Genomic DNA, 17,051 nt, shown 5'->3' on the forward strand with positions numbered 1-17,051 from the left:
GTGGAGGTGGACGGACGGCTATGTCCTGAGTGGAATCCCTCCTCGTGAGCGGTGAGCGGCGGCAATCACGAAGATGCGCGGCCCCCGAGCGGTGATGAGAATCGAGACGCGGCCACGCAGCAGTGCAGTGACCATCCGTTCGCAACACGAATAGGGAGCGCAAATGACGACGGTCGGAATCGATGTCGGCGTCGAGCTCGACGGCGAGACGCTCGGCCTCCCAGACCTGCGCCGCGTCGCCGAGGACCACGCCCCGGTCGCGCTCAGCACGCGGGTGCTGCAACGCGCAGCCGTGAGCCGGGACCAGTTCGAGGAGACCGTGCGGCAGAACATCCCGGTCTACGGGGTGACCACCGGCTACGGCGAGATGATCTACATGCTCGTCGACACGGCCAAGGAGACCGAGCTGCAGACCAACCTGGTGCGCAGCCACAGCGCCGGCGTCGGCCCGCTGTTGAGCGAGCCCGAGGCGCGGGCCATGGTCACCGCGAGGCTGAACGCCCTCGCCAAAGGGCACTCGGCCGTACGGCCCGCTGTGCTCGAACGTATCGCGCTCTATCTCAACGAGGGCCTCACGCCGGCCGTACCGGAGATCGGTTCGCTGGGCGCCAGCGGCGACCTCGCTCCGCTCGCACACGTGGCGAGCTCGCTGATCGGCGAGGGCTACCTGCTGCGCGACGGGGTGAAGACGCCGACCGGCCCGGTGCTGCGTTCGCTGGGCATCGAGCCGCTGCGGCTGCGCTTCAAGGAGGGCCTGGCGCTGATCAACGGCACTTCGGCGATGACCGGCGTCGGCTCCCTGGTGGCCGAGTACGCCCTGGCGCAGGCGCGGCACGCGGAGATCGCCGCCGCGCTGGTCATCGAGGTGCTGCAGGGCTCGATGAGCCCGTTCCAGCCGGAGGGCCACGAAGCCCGCCCGCACGCCGGCCAGATCGCCAGCGCCGCCAACATGCGCGCGCTGATGAACGGCAGCAGGCTGACCGTCGAGCACGCGGATCTCCGCCGGCAGGTGGCCGCCAGCAAGAAGAACGACAACGGCAACGGCTCGGTGTTCCGCTCCGACGTCTTCCTGCAGAAGGCGTACTCGCTGCGCTGCGTGCCGCAGGTGATCGGCGCGGTCCGGGACACCCTCGGGCACGCCAGGCTCAAGCTCGAGATCGAGCTCAACTCGGCCAACGACAACCCGCTGTTCTTCACCGACCGGGAGATCTTCCACGGCGCGAACTTCCACGGCCAACCGATCGCGTTCGTGATGGACTTCATGACGATCGCGCTCACCCAGCTCGGGGTGCTGTCCGAACGGCGCAGCAATCGCCTGCTCAGCAAGCACCTGAGCTACGGACTGCCGGAGTTCCTGATCAAGGGCGAGCCGGGGTTGCACAGCGGCTTCGCCGGCGCGCAGTACCCGGCCACCGCGCTGATCGCGGAGAACCGGACGATCGGGCCGGCCAGCATTCACAGCGTGCCGTCCAACGGCGACAACCAGGACGTCGTCAGCATGGGCCTGATCGCCGCCCGCAACGCGCGCCGTGTGCTGCGGAACAACAACATCATCCTGGCTCTCGAGTTCCTCGCCGGCGCGCAGGCGGTGGACGTCTCCGGGCGCCTCGATCGGCTGAGCCCGGCCGGCCGGGTCACCTACGACACCATCCGGTCGCTGGTGCCGACCCTCGAGGACGACCGCTACATGGCGGACGACCTCGAGCTGGTCGCCGCCGAACTCGAACGCGGCACTCTGATCGATGCCCTCCACAACGCCGGCGTTCGCCTTCACTGAGGAGAGATCTCACATGACCACGACTTCGGAAACGCAGCAGGCAACCGCGGCGCTCTCGCTGCAGCAGCAGTTCCTCTGCATCTTTGCCCAGGGCTTCGAAGCCGGGCCGTTCGGGCCGCACTACACGGAGGTCTTCGGGTGGCGGGTCCGCGGCCGCGTCGACGTGCAGGCCATGCGCCTGGCGTTGGCCGATGTGGTCGAGCGGCACGAGGCGCTGCGTACCGTGGTGCACCTGGAGAACGGCGGCGCGCAGAGCGTGCTGCCCGCCGTACAGCCGGAGCTGCTCTTGGTCGACCTGGACGAGCCGCCGGGCGCGGACCGGGACCGGCGCGCCGAGCAGCTCATGATCGAGGCGGAGACCCGGCCGTTCCCGGTCGACCAGGTCCCGTTGCTGCGGGCTGTTCTCGGCCGCTTCGACGAGCAGGACTCCGTACTGGTTCTGTGCGCCCACCACAGCGCCGCCGACGTCTGGTCGATCCAGGTGATCCTGCGGGACCTGGCGGAGTCCTACACGGCTCGCGCGGCCGGGAACGAGCCGCAGCTGCCCGAGGTGACCCAGTACCGGGACTACGTCGTCGCGCAGCAGGAGGAGGCCGCCGGGCCGACGGTGGCCGCTTCGCGGGCGTACTGGCGCGAAACGCTGCGCGGCGCCAAGATCATGGTGGCGCCGGTGCACCGCACCGGGCAGACCCCTGCGACGAGCTATCACCGCTTCACCACCGACGCGCACCTGAGCACGGAGGTGTCCCGGCTGGCCAAGGCGACGCGCAGCTCGCCGTTCATGGTGCTGCTCGCCGCGTTCACCGTCTTCGTGAACCGTCGTACCCAGGCGACCGACATCGTGGTGCCCACCTTCGGGCCGGGCCGCCAGCACCGCTTCCAGTCCACGGTCGGATCGTTCTTCAACTTCGTCCCGCTGCGGGTGGATCTGGACGGCTGCCGGACCTTCCGCGATGTCGTCGCCCGCACCAGGACGGCCTGCATCGGCGCCTTCTCGCACGAGCTGCCGCTGCTGCACGTGCTCGCCGAGGCGCCGGAGCTGATGTCCTCGGTCGGCCCCGACGCGGTACCGACCCTGTTCCAGGCCGTCCAGCCGCCCTACCTGATGCAGGGCAACCGGATCGGCGACCTCGAGTACACGGCGATCTGGCGGCGGGTCATCCAACAGCCGGTCGGCTCCGACACTCCGGACGGCATGATCTGGTCGATGCACCTCAGCAACACCGAAGTGGTCGGCGGGCTCAGCTTCAGCCGCCACCTGTTCGAACGGGCCGGGGTCGAGGAGCAGGTGGCCGGGTTCCTCGGCGTGATCGGCGAGATGGTGGCCGACCCGGACTCGGCGATCTGAGGTCCGACGCCATGACCGTCACTGAGAGCGCTGTGCGGGGCGCGGCCATGCCATCCGAGCCCGACGTCACCCCGGCCGTGCTGATCGAGCGGGCCAAGGCCATGGTGCCCGCCCTGGTGGCGCGCCAGCACGAGACCGAGCAGCGAACCTACTACGCCGAGGACACCCATCGGGCGTTCCGGGACGCGGGCTTCTACCGCATCACGGTGCCCAAGCGGTACGGCGGCTACGAGTTCGGCTTCGACACGTTCCTGCAGATCGCGATGATCCTGTGCCGTGCCTGCCCGTCCACGGGCTGGATGTACTGCCTGGGGGCGGCGCACTCGCTCTTCGCCGGCAGCATGTTCGGGGAGAAGGCGCAGGCCGAGATCTTCAGCGGCGGCGACTTCATCGCGCCGCTCGTCAACGCCCCCTACGGGACAGCCAGGCGCGCCGAGGACGGTGGCTGGATTCTGGACGGCGTGTGGAGGTACTGCTCCGGCGCGCCGTACGCGACCCACCTGATCGGCAACACCGTGATCGCCGGGGACGACGCGAACCCGCCACGCCGGCTGCTGTTCATCGCGCCCCGCGATCAATGGGAGATGCTCGACGACTGGGGCGGGCAGCTGGGCCTCAGGGGCAGCGGGTCGCACAGCATCCGGATCTCCGGCGGGCACATCCCCGATCACTTCGGCATCGAGGTCAATTTCGAGGAGATCTCGGTGACCGACGGCACCCCGGGGCGCGAGCTGCACGAGCACCCGCAGTACGGGGGTGCACCGGCGAGCTCGATGGCTCTGGAGGGCGCGCACATCGCGGTCGGCATGTGCCAGGGCGCGCTCGACGCGTACACGGAGCTGATGTTCTCCCGCACCACGATCCTGCCGCCGTTCCTGCCCAGGGCCGAGGATCCCGACTATCAGCTCTGGTACGGGCGGGCCAGCGGCATGATCGACGCCGCCGAGACGCTCGTCCTCGCGGCGTCGCGGCGCTGGCACGAGCTGTCCGAGCAGCCGGTCGGGGCGTTCACCCCCGAGGAAGACCTGCGGATCGCGGTCACCTGTCGAGAGGCCACTGAGCTGGCCTGGCGGGCCGTCGACGAGATTCTCCAGCCAACCGCCGGCAGCCCGGCCGTACGTGAAGGAACACGCCTCGAACGGGTCTGGCGCGACCTTTCCACCGGGCGTACGCACGCCAGCTCCGCCGTGCTGCTCACCACCGTGGCCAACCGTGGGTACGCCCAGCTGAGGCTACAGAGCGCACGTCGTTGACCTGCACCAGACGTGTAGTCCCGAACCCGGTCAGTGGTCGTAGGCGACCACTGACCGGGTGATCAGCGTTCGGGTTGCCGGCCCTGTCGGGCGCGTCGTCGGCCGGGCAGGACCGCGCGGCCAGGGCGGCCCGCGCCAGCTGACCTCTGGTCGGTGCCGGGGCTTCATCGGAACTTTCATGCGCCGCCGGCGGTCGCATCTCCGCGCTTGCTTCGGCCCTTCCGCAGGGCGGGGGGAGATGGCAGCTCAGGAGATGCGTCGCAGTTGCCACGACTGCGAAAGTCGAAGTCGATGGCGTCGAGACTCGAGGAGGGTCAATGGAAACATTCACCACGCTGCCGCGAACCGAGCTGGTGCGCCGCGCGGCTGAGCTCGGCCCGCTGCTGCGGGCCGAGGCACAACAGTCTGAGCAGGAGCGGCGCCTCACCGCCGGGACGATCGACGCCCTCGCCGGCTCGGGTCTGTTGCGGATGCGGGTGCCGCGTCGTTTCGGTGGTTTCGAGTCGGATATGCGGACTGTTACCGAGGTGTTGGCGGAGTTGGCGCGTGGTGATGGTTCCGCGGCGTGGACTGCGTCGGTGTGGTTGATCAGTAGTTGGATGGTTGGTTTGTTTCCGGCTTCGGTGCGTGAGGAGGTGTTCGCGGATCCGGATGTGCGGATCAGCGGCATTCTGAGCCCAACTGCGATGGCGGTGCCGGTCGAGGGCGGCTATCAGCTCAACGGTAAGTGGTCGTTCAATACGGGCTGTTTGCAGAGTGCCTGGAATGTCAACGCCGCGGTCCGGCCCACCCCTGACGGGCAGTTCGAGCCGGTGATGGTGTTGATCCCGATGAAGGATCTGCAGATCGTCGATGACTGGCACACCACCGGGATGTGTGGTTCGGGCAGTGTTTCCACGATCGCCGAAAATGTGTTCGTGCCGGAGGATCGACTTTTGCCGATGGGCCCGGTGATCGGTGGGGTCCATCCGTTGCAGCAGGATCCGTCGGCGTTGATGTGGCGTGCTCCGTTCATGCCGATTGCCTGTGCGACGGTGGGTGCGGTGGCTTTCGGGTTGGCCGAGGCGGCCCGGGATGCGTTCATGACGAGGTTGCCGGGCCGGAAGATCACGTACACCGATTATGAGGAGCAGAGCGCGGCACCGTTGACGCACCTGCAGGTGGCTGGCGCGACGGTTCGGGTGGATGAGGCTGGTTTCCATATCCGCCGCGTAGCTGAGCTGATCGACGCCAGGGCGGCCTCGGGGGAGGCGTGGACGATGGAGGAACGGGCCCGGGCGCGTCTGCACCTGGGCGCGGTGTGTTTGCGGGCGAAGGAGGCCGCTGATCTGTTGGCTGGTGCGAGCGGTGGCACGTCGTTGCAGCTCGATGTGCCGATCCAGCGGATCGAGCGGGACATCAAGGCGCTGAATCTGCACGCGATCATGCACCCCGACACGAACTTCGAACTGTACGGGCGAATGGCCTGCGGGCTCGCCCCCAACACCCAATACCTCTGAACTCCTGTGAGGAGCAGCGTCATGACCACTCAGCAGCAGCCGGCCACCGCGGACGTCGCCCAGCGGGTCGCCGCCGTCTGGACCGACGTTCTGGGTCCGGGCTCCGACCGGCCCGGCGCCACGTTCTTCGAGCTCAACGGACAGTCCATCGCCGCCGTGCAGATCGCCGCGGCGGTCGAGGAGCAACTGGGCGTCACGCTCGACATCGGCGACCTGTTCGAGGATCCGGATCTGGAGACCCTCACCCGGGACATCCTGGCCCGTACGAAGGGGTGAGTGGGATGGCCGAACTGACCCACGTCGCCCCGGCCACGTCGCTCGACGACGTCGTCGAGATCCTGGAACGCGACGGAGCGGTGATCGTCGAGGACTTCGTCGACGCCGAGACGCTCGCCGGGCTCCGGGCGGACCTCGGGCCCGGCCTCGAGGCGGCCGGCTACAGCGAGAGCGGCTACGACGGGCAGAAGACCAAGCGGCTGTCCAGCCTGTTCCAGCGGTCGCCGCGCCACATGACCAGCGTGGTCCTCCAGCCGCAGTTTCTCGGTGCGGCCCGGCGCCTGCTGCAGCAGCCCACGCACATGTGGATCGGCAAGGTCCGGATGGAGGTGACTCCGAGCATCCAGGTCAGCTTCACCCAGGCGATCAGAATCGATCCCGGCCAGGGCCGGCAGCCGTTGCACCGCGACGACGCGATGCATCTGTGGCGGCATCCGGGACCACCGTGCCGGCTGCAGCTGATGTTGGCCATGACCGACTTCACCAGCGCCAACGGCGCGACCCTGGTCATCCCCGGCAGTCACCACTGGGACGACGAGCGGGCCCCGGCATACGCCGAGACGGTCCCGGCCGTCATGCCCGCCGGTTCCGCGCTGCTCTGGCCGGGCGGCGTCTACCACGGGGGCGGAGCCAACACCACGGACTCGCCGCGGCACAGCCTCTCCGTCGCGTTCGACCTGGGCAACCTGCGGCAGGAGGAGAACCAGTACCTCGCCGTCCCCCGGGAGACCGTGCTGACGCTGCCGGAGGAGGTGCAGCGGCTGCTCGGCTGGGACCGCTGCCCGCCCGGCCTCGGCCAGGTCGAGACGCAGGACCCGCACCTGCTGCTGGAACAGACACTGGAGGAGCTCGCCGTCCGGCCACGAGGTGCGAATCCGTTGATGTAGTGCGCGACCTGGTCGGTCCCGGAAGCAGCCGGTGCGCTCTGCGACAGCAGGCGTACCGGCTGCGTCGTTCCCGCCGTGCGTATTCACGTGCTCGCCGAATACCGCCAGGGCAAGCGAGAAGTTGCGGCACCCGGCCCGCCGGTGATGGCATCGATGCGCATCCAGGTGTCCTGCCATCACACCGAATCGGGAGCTTCAAGACAGCGCCGGCGTCGGCTCAAGGCACTCGACGCGGCCGGCGTCAGCCTGCACTGACAAGGAGGGATCCCATGACGGTGAGTCAGGAAGCCGACCGCGTCCTGAGCGGCACGCGGACCGCGTATCGCACCTGCCCGCTCTGTGAGGCCGTGTGCGGACTGCGCCTGACCCTGGACGGCGATCGCGTCACCTCGGTGACCGGCGACCCGGACGACCCGTTCTCCCGGGGCTACATGTGCCCGAAGGGCGCCAGCCTGGGCCGGCTCGACGAGGACCCGGACCGGCTCACGGGTCCGATGGTGCGCGACGGCGAGTCCTGGCGCCCGGCCGGCTGGGACGAGGCGTTCGCGATCGTGGCGCGCGGCCTGGAGGGGGTGATCGCCGCGCACGGGCGGGAGGCGCTGGCGTTCTTCTACGGCAACCCGACGTTCCACACCATGGCCGGCGTCCTCTACCGGGGACCGCTGGCCATGGCGCTGGGCACCCGCAACGTGTTCTCGGCGAGCACCATCGACCAGATGCCCAAGCACGTGGCGTCCGGGCTGATGACCGGCGACCCCTGGGCGGTGGCGGTGCCCGACCTCGACCGCACCGACCACCTGCTCATCATCGGCGCCAACCCGGCGGTGTCCAACGGCTCGCTCTGCGCCGCGCCGGACTTCGTCGGACGGATGCGGCGGATCCGTGAGCGCGGCGGCCGGATCGTGGTGATCGACCCGCGGCGCACGCGGACCGCCGAACTGGCTGACGAGCACGTCTTCGTCCGGCCGGGCAGTGACCCGGCGCTGCTGTTCGCGATGGTGCACACGCTGCTGGCCGAGGACCGGGTCACGATCCGCGTGCCGGTCGCCGGGCTGGACCGGCTGCGGGAGCTGGCCGAGCCGTTCACCCCGGAGGCGGTCGCGCCGTTCTGCGGTGTCGAGCCGGCGACGATCCGGCGGCTCGCCCGTGAGCTGGCCTCGGCGCGGACCGCGGCCGTCTACGCCCGGATCGGCACCTGCACCGCGGAGTTCGGCACGCTCGCGCAGTGGCTGGTCGACGTGCTCAACGTGCTGGCCGGCAACTTCGACCGGGCCGGCGGGGTGATGTACGCCAAGCCGGCCACCGCCGAGGTGCACAAGAGCCCCGAGCCGTACGTCGGTGGCCGCTGGACCAGCCGGGTGAAGGGCTTCCCCGAGACACTCGGCGAGTTCCCGGCGGCGACGATGGTGGACGAGATCGCCGAGCCCGGCCCCGGCCAGATCAAGGCACTGGTCATCGTGGCCGGCAACCCAGTTCTGTCCACTCCGGACGGTGGCCGCCTCGACGAAGCGTTGGCAGGCCTCGATTTCATGGTGGCGGTCGACCCTTACCTGAACGAGACCACTCGTCACGCCGACGTGATCCTGCCGCCGCCGCGCATCCTGCAGATGCCGCATTACGACTTCCTCATCTCCACCATCCAGGTACGCAACTACTCGCGCTACTCGCCGGCGGTGCTGCCGTTGGAGCCCGGGCAGCGCAGCGAGGCCGAGATCATGGAGCGGCTCACGCTGATCGCGATGGGGGCGGGCCCCGAGGCGGATCCGTCCGGGCTGCCGTCGCAGATGCTGTCGATGTTCCCGGGCCTGGAGCCGGACCAGCTCGACGGCGACGACGGCCCGGATCGGCTGCTCGACGCGATGCTGCGTTTCGGCCCGTACGGGCTGAGCCTTGCCCAGCTGCGCGAACACCCGAACGGCCTCGACCTGGGCCCGCTCGAACCGCGGCTGCCGGAGATTCTGAAGACCCCGTCCGGCCTGGTCGAGCTGGCCCCGGAACCGCTCGCCGAGGACACCGGCCGGCTGCGTGCCGCGATGAGTCGGCCGCCCGCTCCGATGGTCCTGATCGGGCGCCGCCACCTGCGCTCGAACAACAGTTGGATGCACAACGTGCCCCGGCTGATCGGCGGCACGAACCGGTGCACGCTGCAGATCCATCCGGCCGACGTGGAGCGGCTGGGGCTCGGCGACCGGGCGCGGATCAGCTCCGCCTCCGGCGACCTGGTGGTCGAGCTGGAACCGACCGATACGATCATGCCGGGAGTGGTCAGCCTGCCGCACGGCTGGGGCCACCGTCGTACCGGGCAGAAGGTGGCTGCCGGTGATGCCGGGGTGAATGTAAATGAATTGACCGGCGGCGTCGTGGACGTGCCATCCGGAAACGCGGTGTTCAATGGCGTTCCGGTGGCTGTTGAACCGCACAATTGAGCACGCTCGAAGAACTGGAACGGCGGCTGGGGCGGCCCGGTGATCCGGGCCCGCGCCGGCCGCCCGGCCACGGTGACCTTCCGTAACGCGCCTCGGTGATGGTCAGCGACGCGGACATGAGGCCGATTCTGCGGTTCGACGTGGGCTTTCACGGCCGTCGGCACCAGCAAGGTGCCGCCGAGGCTGCGCGCGCGTCCCTCGCTGCCTCTCTGGCCCAGAGGGAGATCGTGCCCTGAACCGGCCGGTTGCCGGGGGCGTGCGTCGCTGAGCATCGGAGGAGATGCTGTGCCGGTCGCACCGGTGTGAGGCTGTCGGCATGACCGACATTTCGACCGTGGTCGATCCGGGTACCACGCCACCCACACCCCTTTCCGTCCCGGCCGAGCCGACCGAACGAGCCCGGGCCCTGACGCCCGGGGTCGTCGCCCGGCAGCGTGAGATCGGGAGCATGATGGTCCCGCGCCGGTATACCGGGCCGCGCGTCGGCGGAGCGAAGCGGTGACCCGCCCGCTGACCGGCGAGGAGTACGTCGAGAGCCTGCGCGACGACCGTGCGGTGTTTCTCAACGGTGAGCGGGTCAAGGACGTCACCACCCACCCGGCTTTCCGCAACCCGGTGCGGATGACCGCCCGGCTCTACGACGCGCTGCACGATCCGGCCAACCGCGAGGTGCTGACCGCGCCCACCGACACCGGCTCGGGCGGCTTCACGCATCCGTTCTATCGCACCCCGCACACGGTCGAGGACATGGTCGCCGATCAGCGGGCGATCGCGGCCTGGGCGCGGATGAGCTACGGCTGGATGGGCCGCAGCCCCGATTACAAGGCGTCGTTCCTCGGTACGCTCGGGGCCAACGCCGACTTCTACGCGCCGTACAGCGACAACGCCGAGCGTTGGTACCGCGAGTCGCAGGAGAAGGTCCTCTTCTGGAACCACGCGATCGTGCACCCGCCGGTGGACCGCAACCGGGCGCCGGACGAGGTGGCCGACGTCTACATCCGGGTCGAACGGGAGACGGACGCGGGGCTGATCGTCAGCGGCGCCAAGGTGGTCGCCACCGGATCGGCGCTGAGCCACTACAACTTCATCGCGCACTTCGGCCTGCCGATCCGCAAGAAGGAGTTCGCGCTGATCGCCACCGTGCCGATGGGCGCCGCCGGCGTGAAGCTGATCTGCCGCCCGTCGTACAGCGCGACCGCGGCCGCCGTCGGCACGCCGTTCGACTACCCGCTGTCGTCCCGGCTCGACGAGAACGACACCATCCTGGTGCTGGACAAGGTGCTGGTGCCGTGGGAGAACGTGTTCGTCTACGGCAACCTCGGCAAGGTGCAGATGTTCGCCAGCCAGTCCGGTTTCGCCGAGCGGTTCACCTTCCACGGCTGCACCCGGCTCGCGGTCAAGCTGGAGTTCCTCGCCGGCCTGCTGGCCAAGGCCCTGGAGCTGACCGGGACCAAGGACTTCCGCGGGGTGCAGAGCCGGCTCGGCGAGGTGCTCGCGTGGCGCAATCTGTTCTGGGGGCTCTCCGACGCCGCCGCCCGCAACCCCGTGCAGTGGAAGAACGGCGCGCTGCTGCCCAACCCGCAGTACGGCATGGCGTACCGCTGGTTCATGCAGATCGGCTACCCGCGGGTCAAGGAGATCATCCAGCAGGACGTGGCCAGCGGGCTCATCTACGTGAACTCCAGTGCCGAGGACTTCCACAACCCGGAGATCCGGCCGTACCTCGATCGGTATCTGCGCGGGTCGGACGGCTCCGACGCCGAGCAGCGGGTCAAGGTGATGAAGCTGCTCTGGGACGCGACCGGCACCGAGTTCGGCGGCCGGCACGAGCTGTACGAACGCAACTATGCCGGCAACCACGAGAACACCCGCGTCGAGCTGCTGCACGCGCAGACCGCGTCCGGGCTGCTCGACGGCTACAAGGCGTTCGCCGAGCAGTGCCTTGCCGAGTACGACCTGGACGGCTGGACGGCCCCCGACCTGTGGGCCCCGGAACGCTGAAGCCCCGCCGTCACCCGAAGGCATCGGCACGCCGGCCCCGTCGTGGACGAACGGCGCGTCGAAGAACCTCGCATCGTGCTCTCTTGCGCCAACGGGCACGCGCGGAGCAGACCCGAATCCAGATCGGACGGAGACTCACGCCATGACTGCGGAGGTGGTACACCGTCTCATCCGGCAGCGCGCCCCCGAGGGAGTCGCTCTCCGGTGGGAATCCGAGGAATTCACTCTGCGGGACCTGCGCGTACGTGCGGCTCGGATCGCCGGCGCGCTCGTCGGTCTGGCCCGTCGCCCGGTCGCCGTACGGGTGCCACCCGGCCCGGACCGCTACGCGGCGCTGCTCGGCGTGCTGAGTGCCGGCGCCCACGTGGTCTGGTTCGGCACCGGGGCGGCCGGCGAGCGCGGCCGGATGATCCTGGACGACGTGCGCCCGGCCACCGTGCTCACCGCCGGCGCCCCGGACGACCTCGTCACCTGGTACGCCGCGCACACCGGCATCACACCCGTGGACGTGACGGACCTGCCCGAGGCGTCCACGCCGGATCCGGACGTACGGCCGGACGACTGGGCCTACCTCGCGCACACGTCCGGGTCCACCGGACGGCCCAAGGGCGTGCCGCAGACCCACGCGGCGCTGGCCCAGTTCAGCCTCTGGTTCGCCTCGGCCTTCGGGCTCGCCCCGGGCGTACGGGTGGCGCAGTGGGTGCACCCCGAGCATGATCCGGCGATCTGCGAGACGTTTGCCGCCCTGGTGTCCGGGGCGACGCTGTGTCCCGTACCGGAGAAGGCCCGCGTTCACCCCAGCCGGATGCTCGACTGGCTCGGCGCCGAACGCGTCGACGTGTTCCAGACCGTGCCGAGCTTCGCGCGTGAGCTGGCCCGGGCGAGCGGCCCGCGACCGTTGCCGCTGCGACGGCTGGTGTTGATGGGCGAGGCGGTCCCGCCCGATCTCGTGGCAGCACTGCACAGCACGTCCCCGGAGATCGAGCTGTACAACCTCTACGGCCCCACCGAGACGGTGGCGGCGACCTGGCACCACATCCCGCGGGGCGGGCCCCGGGTGGTCCCGATCGGCCGGGCCATCCCCGGGCGCGAGGTGCTGTTGCTCGACGACGCGGACACTGAGGCGGACGAGGGGGAGATGGTGGTGCTGAGCCGGTACGTCACTCCGGGCTATCTGGGTAGCGGGCGCGACCATCCCGCGTTCCGTCCGGTCGCCGGGCGTGGTCCCGGTCCGTGGTACCGCACCGGGGATCTGGGCCGGCGGCGGCCGGACGGGCTGCTGGAGTTCCGCGGCCGCCGCGACCAGCAGGTGAAGATCCAGGGCCACCGGATCGAGCTCGCCGAGATCGAGGCCGTGCTCGGCGCGCACCCGTCGGTGGCCGAGTGCGCCGTGCTGGCCGTTCCCACCGACGACGGCATCGTCACGTCGCTGGTGGCCTACGTGGTGTCGCACGAGGACGACCCGCCGCAGAAGCAGTGGCGGGCGCACGTGCGGCAGCGGTTCGGCGACGTGCTGCTGCCACTGCGGTTCCGGATCGTGCCGTACGCGCTGCCGCGCACCGCGACCGGCAAGGTCGACGGTCGGCGGCTGAGGGGTGTCTGAGAGGTTGCCCGGCGGCATCGAGGAGGAGGATCGAACAACGTGCCCCCGCCGACGGCGGGGGCACGTTTTCGCGTCACCACAGTGAACAACCGAAAAAGCGACCGGGCCCGCCGTGCGGGGGGATGCACGATGGACCCGGTCGAGACCGGCGAGGCTCAGCTCGACCGGGTGAGGGCCGGCTGACGCGGCCGGCCGGCGGAGGATGTCCGGGCGAAAGCGCCACGCAGCACACGCCACAGCGTCGCGGGACGCATCAGCGCCTGCGGGGTGTCGACCATGCCCGCGGCCCGCAGGTACGCCGTGGTGACCTTCGGGTCCCGGGTCGCCGCCACCTGCACGAGCCGCAGATAGCGCTGCACCATGCGCATCTTGAGGGAACGGTGGCCGGGCACGTCCGGGAAGATCAGGTCGACCGTCGTGGTCATCTCCCACGGTGCGTCGATGCAGTCGCGAGCCAGGTCCCGGAAGTACGCTGCCGGGTCGGGCTCGCCGTGCGGGCTCAGGTGCCGGCGGAGCGTCAGAGCGGCCACCGCGGCCACCGTCATGCCCTGGGCGTACACCGGGTTGAAGCTGGTGACCGCGTCGCCGGTGACCAGCAGGCCGGCCGGCAACCGGGTCATCCGCTCGTACCGCCGGCGCAGCGTGACCGGGTAGTGGAAGGGAACGGGCTCGTCGATCGGGCGGGCCGATTTCAGGGCGTCGGCGATGTCCGGGATGGCCAGCGATCGGATGAAGTCGTAGAAGCCCTCCTGGTCGGTCGGCGGGTGGTCGCCGAGCAGCCCGTACGTGGTGAGCTCCACCTTGCCGTGGTCGGTCTGGGTGAAGATCGCGCCGCGTGGTGAGGCGGGGAACGCCACCGGGATGATGGCCAGGTCGCCGTGCCACGGGTCGTCGTCCAGCTCGTAGTGCTGCGTCACGTACCCAAGGTCGATCTTGATGCGATCCTCGGGAACCCGCTCGTAGCCGAACCGCTCCAGCATTGCCGGGGTCCGCGAGCCGCGCCCGGTGGCGTCGACGACCACGTCGGCCTCGATCAGCACGTCCCGGTCGTTGTCCAGGTCGCGCAGCCGGGCGCCGGTGATCCGAGAGCGGTCCGGCGAGGCTTCCAGCCCGGCGATGTCGTGGCGCTCGACGAACCGCACGCGGGGCAGCTGCTCGACGCGCTCCCGGAGGTGGCGTTCCATCAGCGGCGCCGTGGCCGGCACCGCGATGTAGCCGATGTCCTCGCGGACCAGCGGCCGGCCGTTGAAGTACCAGCGGCACGAGCCGGCATAGTCGCCGGTCGGGCAGCCGTCGGCGATGAGCCCGTCGATGAAGCCGGGGAACAGCTCCTCAGTCACCTGCAGGCCGCGGACGTGCATGGCGTTGATGTGCTTGCCCTGTGGGCGGCCGCGGCGCGGTCCGTGCTCACCGACCAGCTTGTCCCGATCTACGATCAGGACCTCGTCGTACTGCTCGGTCAGTACTCGCGCGGCGAACAGGCCGGCGTAACTGCCGCCGAGCACCAGCGCCCGGCGTGGCTTTTTCCCCATCGGTGGGTCCACCCTCTCTCTGTGCTACTCGGCTGCGGCTGCCGTTGTTGGAATGAGCGTGGCAGTCAGGCGGCCCGGCTCACATCTCCCGGCATGCCCTCATGCTCAGCCAGAAGTTCCCCCACGTTTTCCCATGGTCTTTCGCGCCGCCGTTCGGGGTCATCTCCGGGCTTGCGACACGACGCTGCGCACGCTTGGAGACGTTGTGCGGGCAGGACTCTGGGCACGATGGAGGCACGTTCGCCGTAACCGTCGAGAAAAGAGAGAGCCGATGACTTCGACTACCGCCTCCGCCGAAGTGGACCGCTCCGAGCAGGCCGCCGTCGCCGCGGTTTCGGTGCGCATGGTCAACGCGTGGCGCGAGCACGACGCCAACGCCTTCGCCGGGTTGTTCGCCGAGGACGGGACGCTGATCCTGCCCGGCGTCTTCGTTCAGGGACGCGACGCCATCAGGCAGTTCATGGCGAACGCGTACGCCGGCCCGTACCGCGGGACGACGGTCACCGGGACGCCGATCACGATCCGGCCGCTCGGCCCGGGCGCCGTGGCGCTGCTGACCGAGGGCGGCGTGATCGCCGCAGGCGCCGAGGAGTTGGCGCCGGAAAACGCGATCCGGGCGTCGTGGATCCTGGTCAAGGAGAACGACAACTGGGTGCTCGCGGTCTACCAGAACTGTCCGCGCGACCGTTCCTGAATTCCCTGTCGGTAAACCGGACTCGCCGCCGGTGGTCCTCCACCGGCGGCGTATTCGCCTGCGCTCTGGTGCCTCGTCTTTGAACGTTGATCGGGTAATTCACTGGTTCTGGCGCGACCAGCGTGCCCGACCGAGATCTCATTCGCGATGAGTTCCCATATCTGCCATGGTGCCGGCCGATGGAGGGTCCACCCGCCGGACGCTGTCGAGCTGATGTCGCAAACGATTCAGGGCCGACCGGTCCCACAGCGACCCGTTGAGGTCCTTGGCCACCTGGATGCCCGTTGGTGAACCAGGCGCAGGCACCGACGAGCAGCACTGCGGTGGCGAGCGCCGAAGCGCATGCGGGGGAGCGCCACGAGGGCGTAGCGGTAACGCGCGAGAGCCGATGGCGCCCGTACACCTTCGCTGATCACCATGCTCGGCCTTCTCGGCCTGTAGAACCTCGAAACCTGCGGGACCAACATCGGCGACCTCGGCGAGGAACACGGACACCGCGTCCTGGCCGGCCGCCGAGGAAGTGGGCGTAGTCGCGCCGTAGCGCTGCGGCATGGCGGACGCCGGCGGCGCGGCGGCGGTTGGGGTTGTGAATGCACGCCGATGCGATGGGCCAAATAGGGGTACCTCCGGGCATCGATGTACTGCTATTAATCTTCCACGGTCTTTGGACGATGGAGGGGTAGATGACTAGAACCCGGATGCTGACCCTGCTCGCAGGTGTTCTCTCCGCGATGCTTGTGGCACTTGGGCTGGCCAACCCGGCTCAGGCCGCCGCCGGCCACCACTACGTGGCGCTCGGCGACTCGTACGCCTCGGGTGTCGGCGCCGGCAGCTACACCTCGGAGAGCGGCAACTGCAAGCGCAGCACCAAGGCGTTCTCCGCCCTCTGGGCGGCGGCCAACGCGCCGGCCTCCTACAAGTCGGTGGCCTGCGGGGGCGCGAAGACGACTGACGTGATCAACACGCAGGTCGCCGCGCTCAGCTCGCAGACCACCCTGGTCAGCATCACCATCGGCGGCAACGACGCCGGGTTCGGCAACATCATGTCCACCTGTGCCCTCAAGGGCTCCAGTGCCTGCATCGCCGCGGTGGACGCCGCCCAGGCGCAGGCCCGGGCCAACCTCCCCGGCCTGCTCGACCGGGCCTACGCCGCGATCCGCAACAAGGCCCCTAACGCCAAGGTCGTGGTGCTGAGCTACCCGGTCTTCTACCAACTCGGCACGGTCTGCGTCGGGATCGGTGAGGCGGCCCGCGCGAAGGTCAACGAGGGCATCAACCTGGCCGACAGCCTGATCGCCGCCGCCGCGGCCCGCGCCGGGTTCACCTTCGCCGACGTGCGCAGCATCTTCGTAGGGCACCAGATCTGCAGCGGCAACAAGTGGATCCACTCGGTGGACATCCTGAACCTGTCGAACTCGTACCACCCCATGGCGACCGGGCAGTCCAACGGCTACCTTCCGGTGTTCACCAAGGCGGTCGGCCAGGCCGCCACCGCCAAGAAGGCCAGCGCCAAGGCGTAGCCCGCGCGCAGACAACTCGGTATGCGTCCGGCCCACCCAGTCCGCAACGGCTGCGGAAGTCCCGGCAGGAAGCCGACGCCAGGTCGCGAGGCTGGGTGGCCGCCCGGAACAGGGCGGCCACCCAGCCAGCCGGCGTGGGTCACCGGGCGGGTGGTCGTCGGCGGCGCGGGGCGCCCCTTGCCGAGATCCATTCGCGAGCGTAAGAAGAACACCACGCTCCACCCACCACCGTCGA

The 17,051-nt window shown here is 69.6% G+C and carries 13 protein-coding genes; 12 read left to right on the plus strand and 1 reads right to left on the minus strand.

Going from position 1 to position 17,051, the window contains the following annotated elements:
* Positions 1 to 163 precede the first annotated feature (163 nt).
* From cmdF to GA0070608_RS21090, 10 genes are all read left to right on the plus strand, one after another.
* Positions 164 to 1,777 (plus strand): tyrosine 2,3-aminomutase, encoded by a 1,614-nt coding sequence (gene cmdF, locus GA0070608_RS21050; RefSeq protein WP_091630265.1) that lies wholly within the window; start codon positions 164 to 166, stop codon positions 1,775 to 1,777.
* 13 nt (positions 1,778 to 1,790) lie between these two features.
* Positions 1,791 to 3,125: a condensation domain-containing protein gene (locus tag GA0070608_RS21055; RefSeq protein ID WP_091630266.1), complete on the plus strand. Its 1,335-nt coding sequence runs from the start codon at positions 1,791 to 1,793 to the stop codon at positions 3,123 to 3,125.
* Between the two features lie 11 nt (positions 3,126 to 3,136).
* Positions 3,137 to 4,378: an acyl-CoA dehydrogenase family protein gene (locus GA0070608_RS21060; protein WP_091630267.1), complete on the plus strand. Its 1,242-nt coding sequence runs from the start codon at positions 3,137 to 3,139 to the stop codon at positions 4,376 to 4,378.
* Positions 4,379 to 4,695: 317 nt separating this feature from the next.
* Entirely contained in the window at positions 4,696 to 5,877 is a 1,182-nt protein-coding gene (locus GA0070608_RS21065; protein ID WP_091630268.1) for an acyl-CoA dehydrogenase family protein, read from the plus strand.
* Positions 5,878 to 5,898: 21 nt separating this feature from the next.
* Entirely contained in the window at positions 5,899 to 6,153 is a 255-nt protein-coding gene (locus GA0070608_RS21070; RefSeq protein ID WP_091630269.1) for a phosphopantetheine-binding protein, read from the plus strand.
* 5 nt (positions 6,154 to 6,158) lie between these two features.
* Positions 6,159 to 7,040, plus strand: a complete 882-nt coding sequence (locus GA0070608_RS21075) for a phytanoyl-CoA dioxygenase family protein (protein WP_091630270.1) — start codon at positions 6,159 to 6,161, stop codon at positions 7,038 to 7,040.
* 75 nt (positions 7,041 to 7,115) lie between these two features.
* The gene (locus tag GA0070608_RS32195; protein ID WP_141719518.1) at positions 7,116 to 7,295 is read left to right on the plus strand and encodes a hypothetical protein; all 180 of its coding nucleotides are present in this window, start codon (positions 7,116 to 7,118) and stop codon (positions 7,293 to 7,295) included.
* A gap of 14 nt (positions 7,296 to 7,309) precedes the next feature.
* Positions 7,310 to 9,466 carry a molybdopterin oxidoreductase family protein gene (locus GA0070608_RS21080; protein WP_091630271.1) on the plus strand — a complete coding sequence of 719 codons (2,157 nt, stop codon included), beginning with the start codon at positions 7,310 to 7,312 and terminating at the stop codon, positions 9,464 to 9,466.
* 498 nt (positions 9,467 to 9,964) lie between these two features.
* Positions 9,965 to 11,467, plus strand: coding sequence for a 4-hydroxyphenylacetate 3-hydroxylase family protein (locus tag GA0070608_RS21085; RefSeq protein WP_091630272.1), 1,503 nt, complete (start codon positions 9,965 to 9,967; stop codon positions 11,465 to 11,467).
* 142 nt (positions 11,468 to 11,609) lie between these two features.
* Positions 11,610 to 13,070 (plus strand): amino acid adenylation domain-containing protein, encoded by a 1,461-nt coding sequence (locus tag GA0070608_RS21090; protein ID WP_091630273.1) that lies wholly within the window; start codon positions 11,610 to 11,612, stop codon positions 13,068 to 13,070.
* 155 nt (positions 13,071 to 13,225) lie between these two features.
* On the opposite strand, the gene GA0070608_RS21095 is transcribed toward GA0070608_RS21090, so the two are convergent.
* A complete protein-coding gene (locus GA0070608_RS21095; RefSeq protein WP_141719519.1) occupies positions 13,226 to 14,602 on the minus strand; it encodes an FAD-dependent monooxygenase family protein in 1,377 nt (458 codons plus the stop codon).
* A gap of 271 nt (positions 14,603 to 14,873) precedes the next feature.
* Between GA0070608_RS21095 and GA0070608_RS21100 the strand changes: the two genes are divergently transcribed.
* Both GA0070608_RS21100 and GA0070608_RS21105 read left to right on the plus strand, forming a co-directional pair.
* On the plus strand, positions 14,874 to 15,296 hold the full coding sequence (locus tag GA0070608_RS21100) for an SgcJ/EcaC family oxidoreductase (protein WP_091630274.1): 423 nt from the start codon (positions 14,874 to 14,876) through the stop codon (positions 15,294 to 15,296).
* Between the two features lie 683 nt (positions 15,297 to 15,979).
* Positions 15,980 to 16,816, plus strand: coding sequence for an SGNH/GDSL hydrolase family protein (locus tag GA0070608_RS21105; protein WP_091630275.1), 837 nt, complete (start codon positions 15,980 to 15,982; stop codon positions 16,814 to 16,816).
* Positions 16,817 to 17,051 lie beyond the last annotated feature (235 nt).

It is taken from the genome of Micromonospora peucetia (genome assembly GCF_900091625.1).
In the GTDB taxonomy this organism is placed as follows: Bacteria; Actinomycetota; Actinomycetes; order Mycobacteriales; family Micromonosporaceae; genus Micromonospora; species Micromonospora peucetia.

Coding starts and splice junctions, on each gene's coding strand:
- cmdF (WP_091630265.1), top strand. CDS start 164: ATGACGACGGTCGGAATCGATGTCGGCGTCGAGCTCGACGGCGAGACG.
- GA0070608_RS21055 (WP_091630266.1), top strand. CDS start 1,791: ATGACCACGACTTCGGAAACGCAGCAGGCAACCGCGGCGCTCTCGCTG.
- GA0070608_RS21060 (WP_091630267.1), top strand. CDS start 3,137: ATGACCGTCACTGAGAGCGCTGTGCGGGGCGCGGCCATGCCATCCGAG.
- GA0070608_RS21065 (WP_091630268.1), top strand. CDS start 4,696: ATGGAAACATTCACCACGCTGCCGCGAACCGAGCTGGTGCGCCGCGCG.
- GA0070608_RS21070 (WP_091630269.1), top strand. CDS start 5,899: ATGACCACTCAGCAGCAGCCGGCCACCGCGGACGTCGCCCAGCGGGTC.
- GA0070608_RS21075 (WP_091630270.1), top strand. CDS start 6,159: ATGGCCGAACTGACCCACGTCGCCCCGGCCACGTCGCTCGACGACGTC.
- GA0070608_RS21080 (WP_091630271.1), top strand. CDS start 7,310: ATGACGGTGAGTCAGGAAGCCGACCGCGTCCTGAGCGGCACGCGGACC.
- GA0070608_RS21090 (WP_091630273.1), top strand. CDS start 11,610: ATGACTGCGGAGGTGGTACACCGTCTCATCCGGCAGCGCGCCCCCGAG.
- GA0070608_RS21095 (WP_141719519.1), bottom strand. CDS start 14,602: ATGGGGAAAAAGCCACGCCGGGCGCTGGTGCTCGGCGGCAGTTACGCC.
- GA0070608_RS21100 (WP_091630274.1), top strand. CDS start 14,874: ATGACTTCGACTACCGCCTCCGCCGAAGTGGACCGCTCCGAGCAGGCC.
- GA0070608_RS21105 (WP_091630275.1), top strand. CDS start 15,980: ATGACTAGAACCCGGATGCTGACCCTGCTCGCAGGTGTTCTCTCCGCG.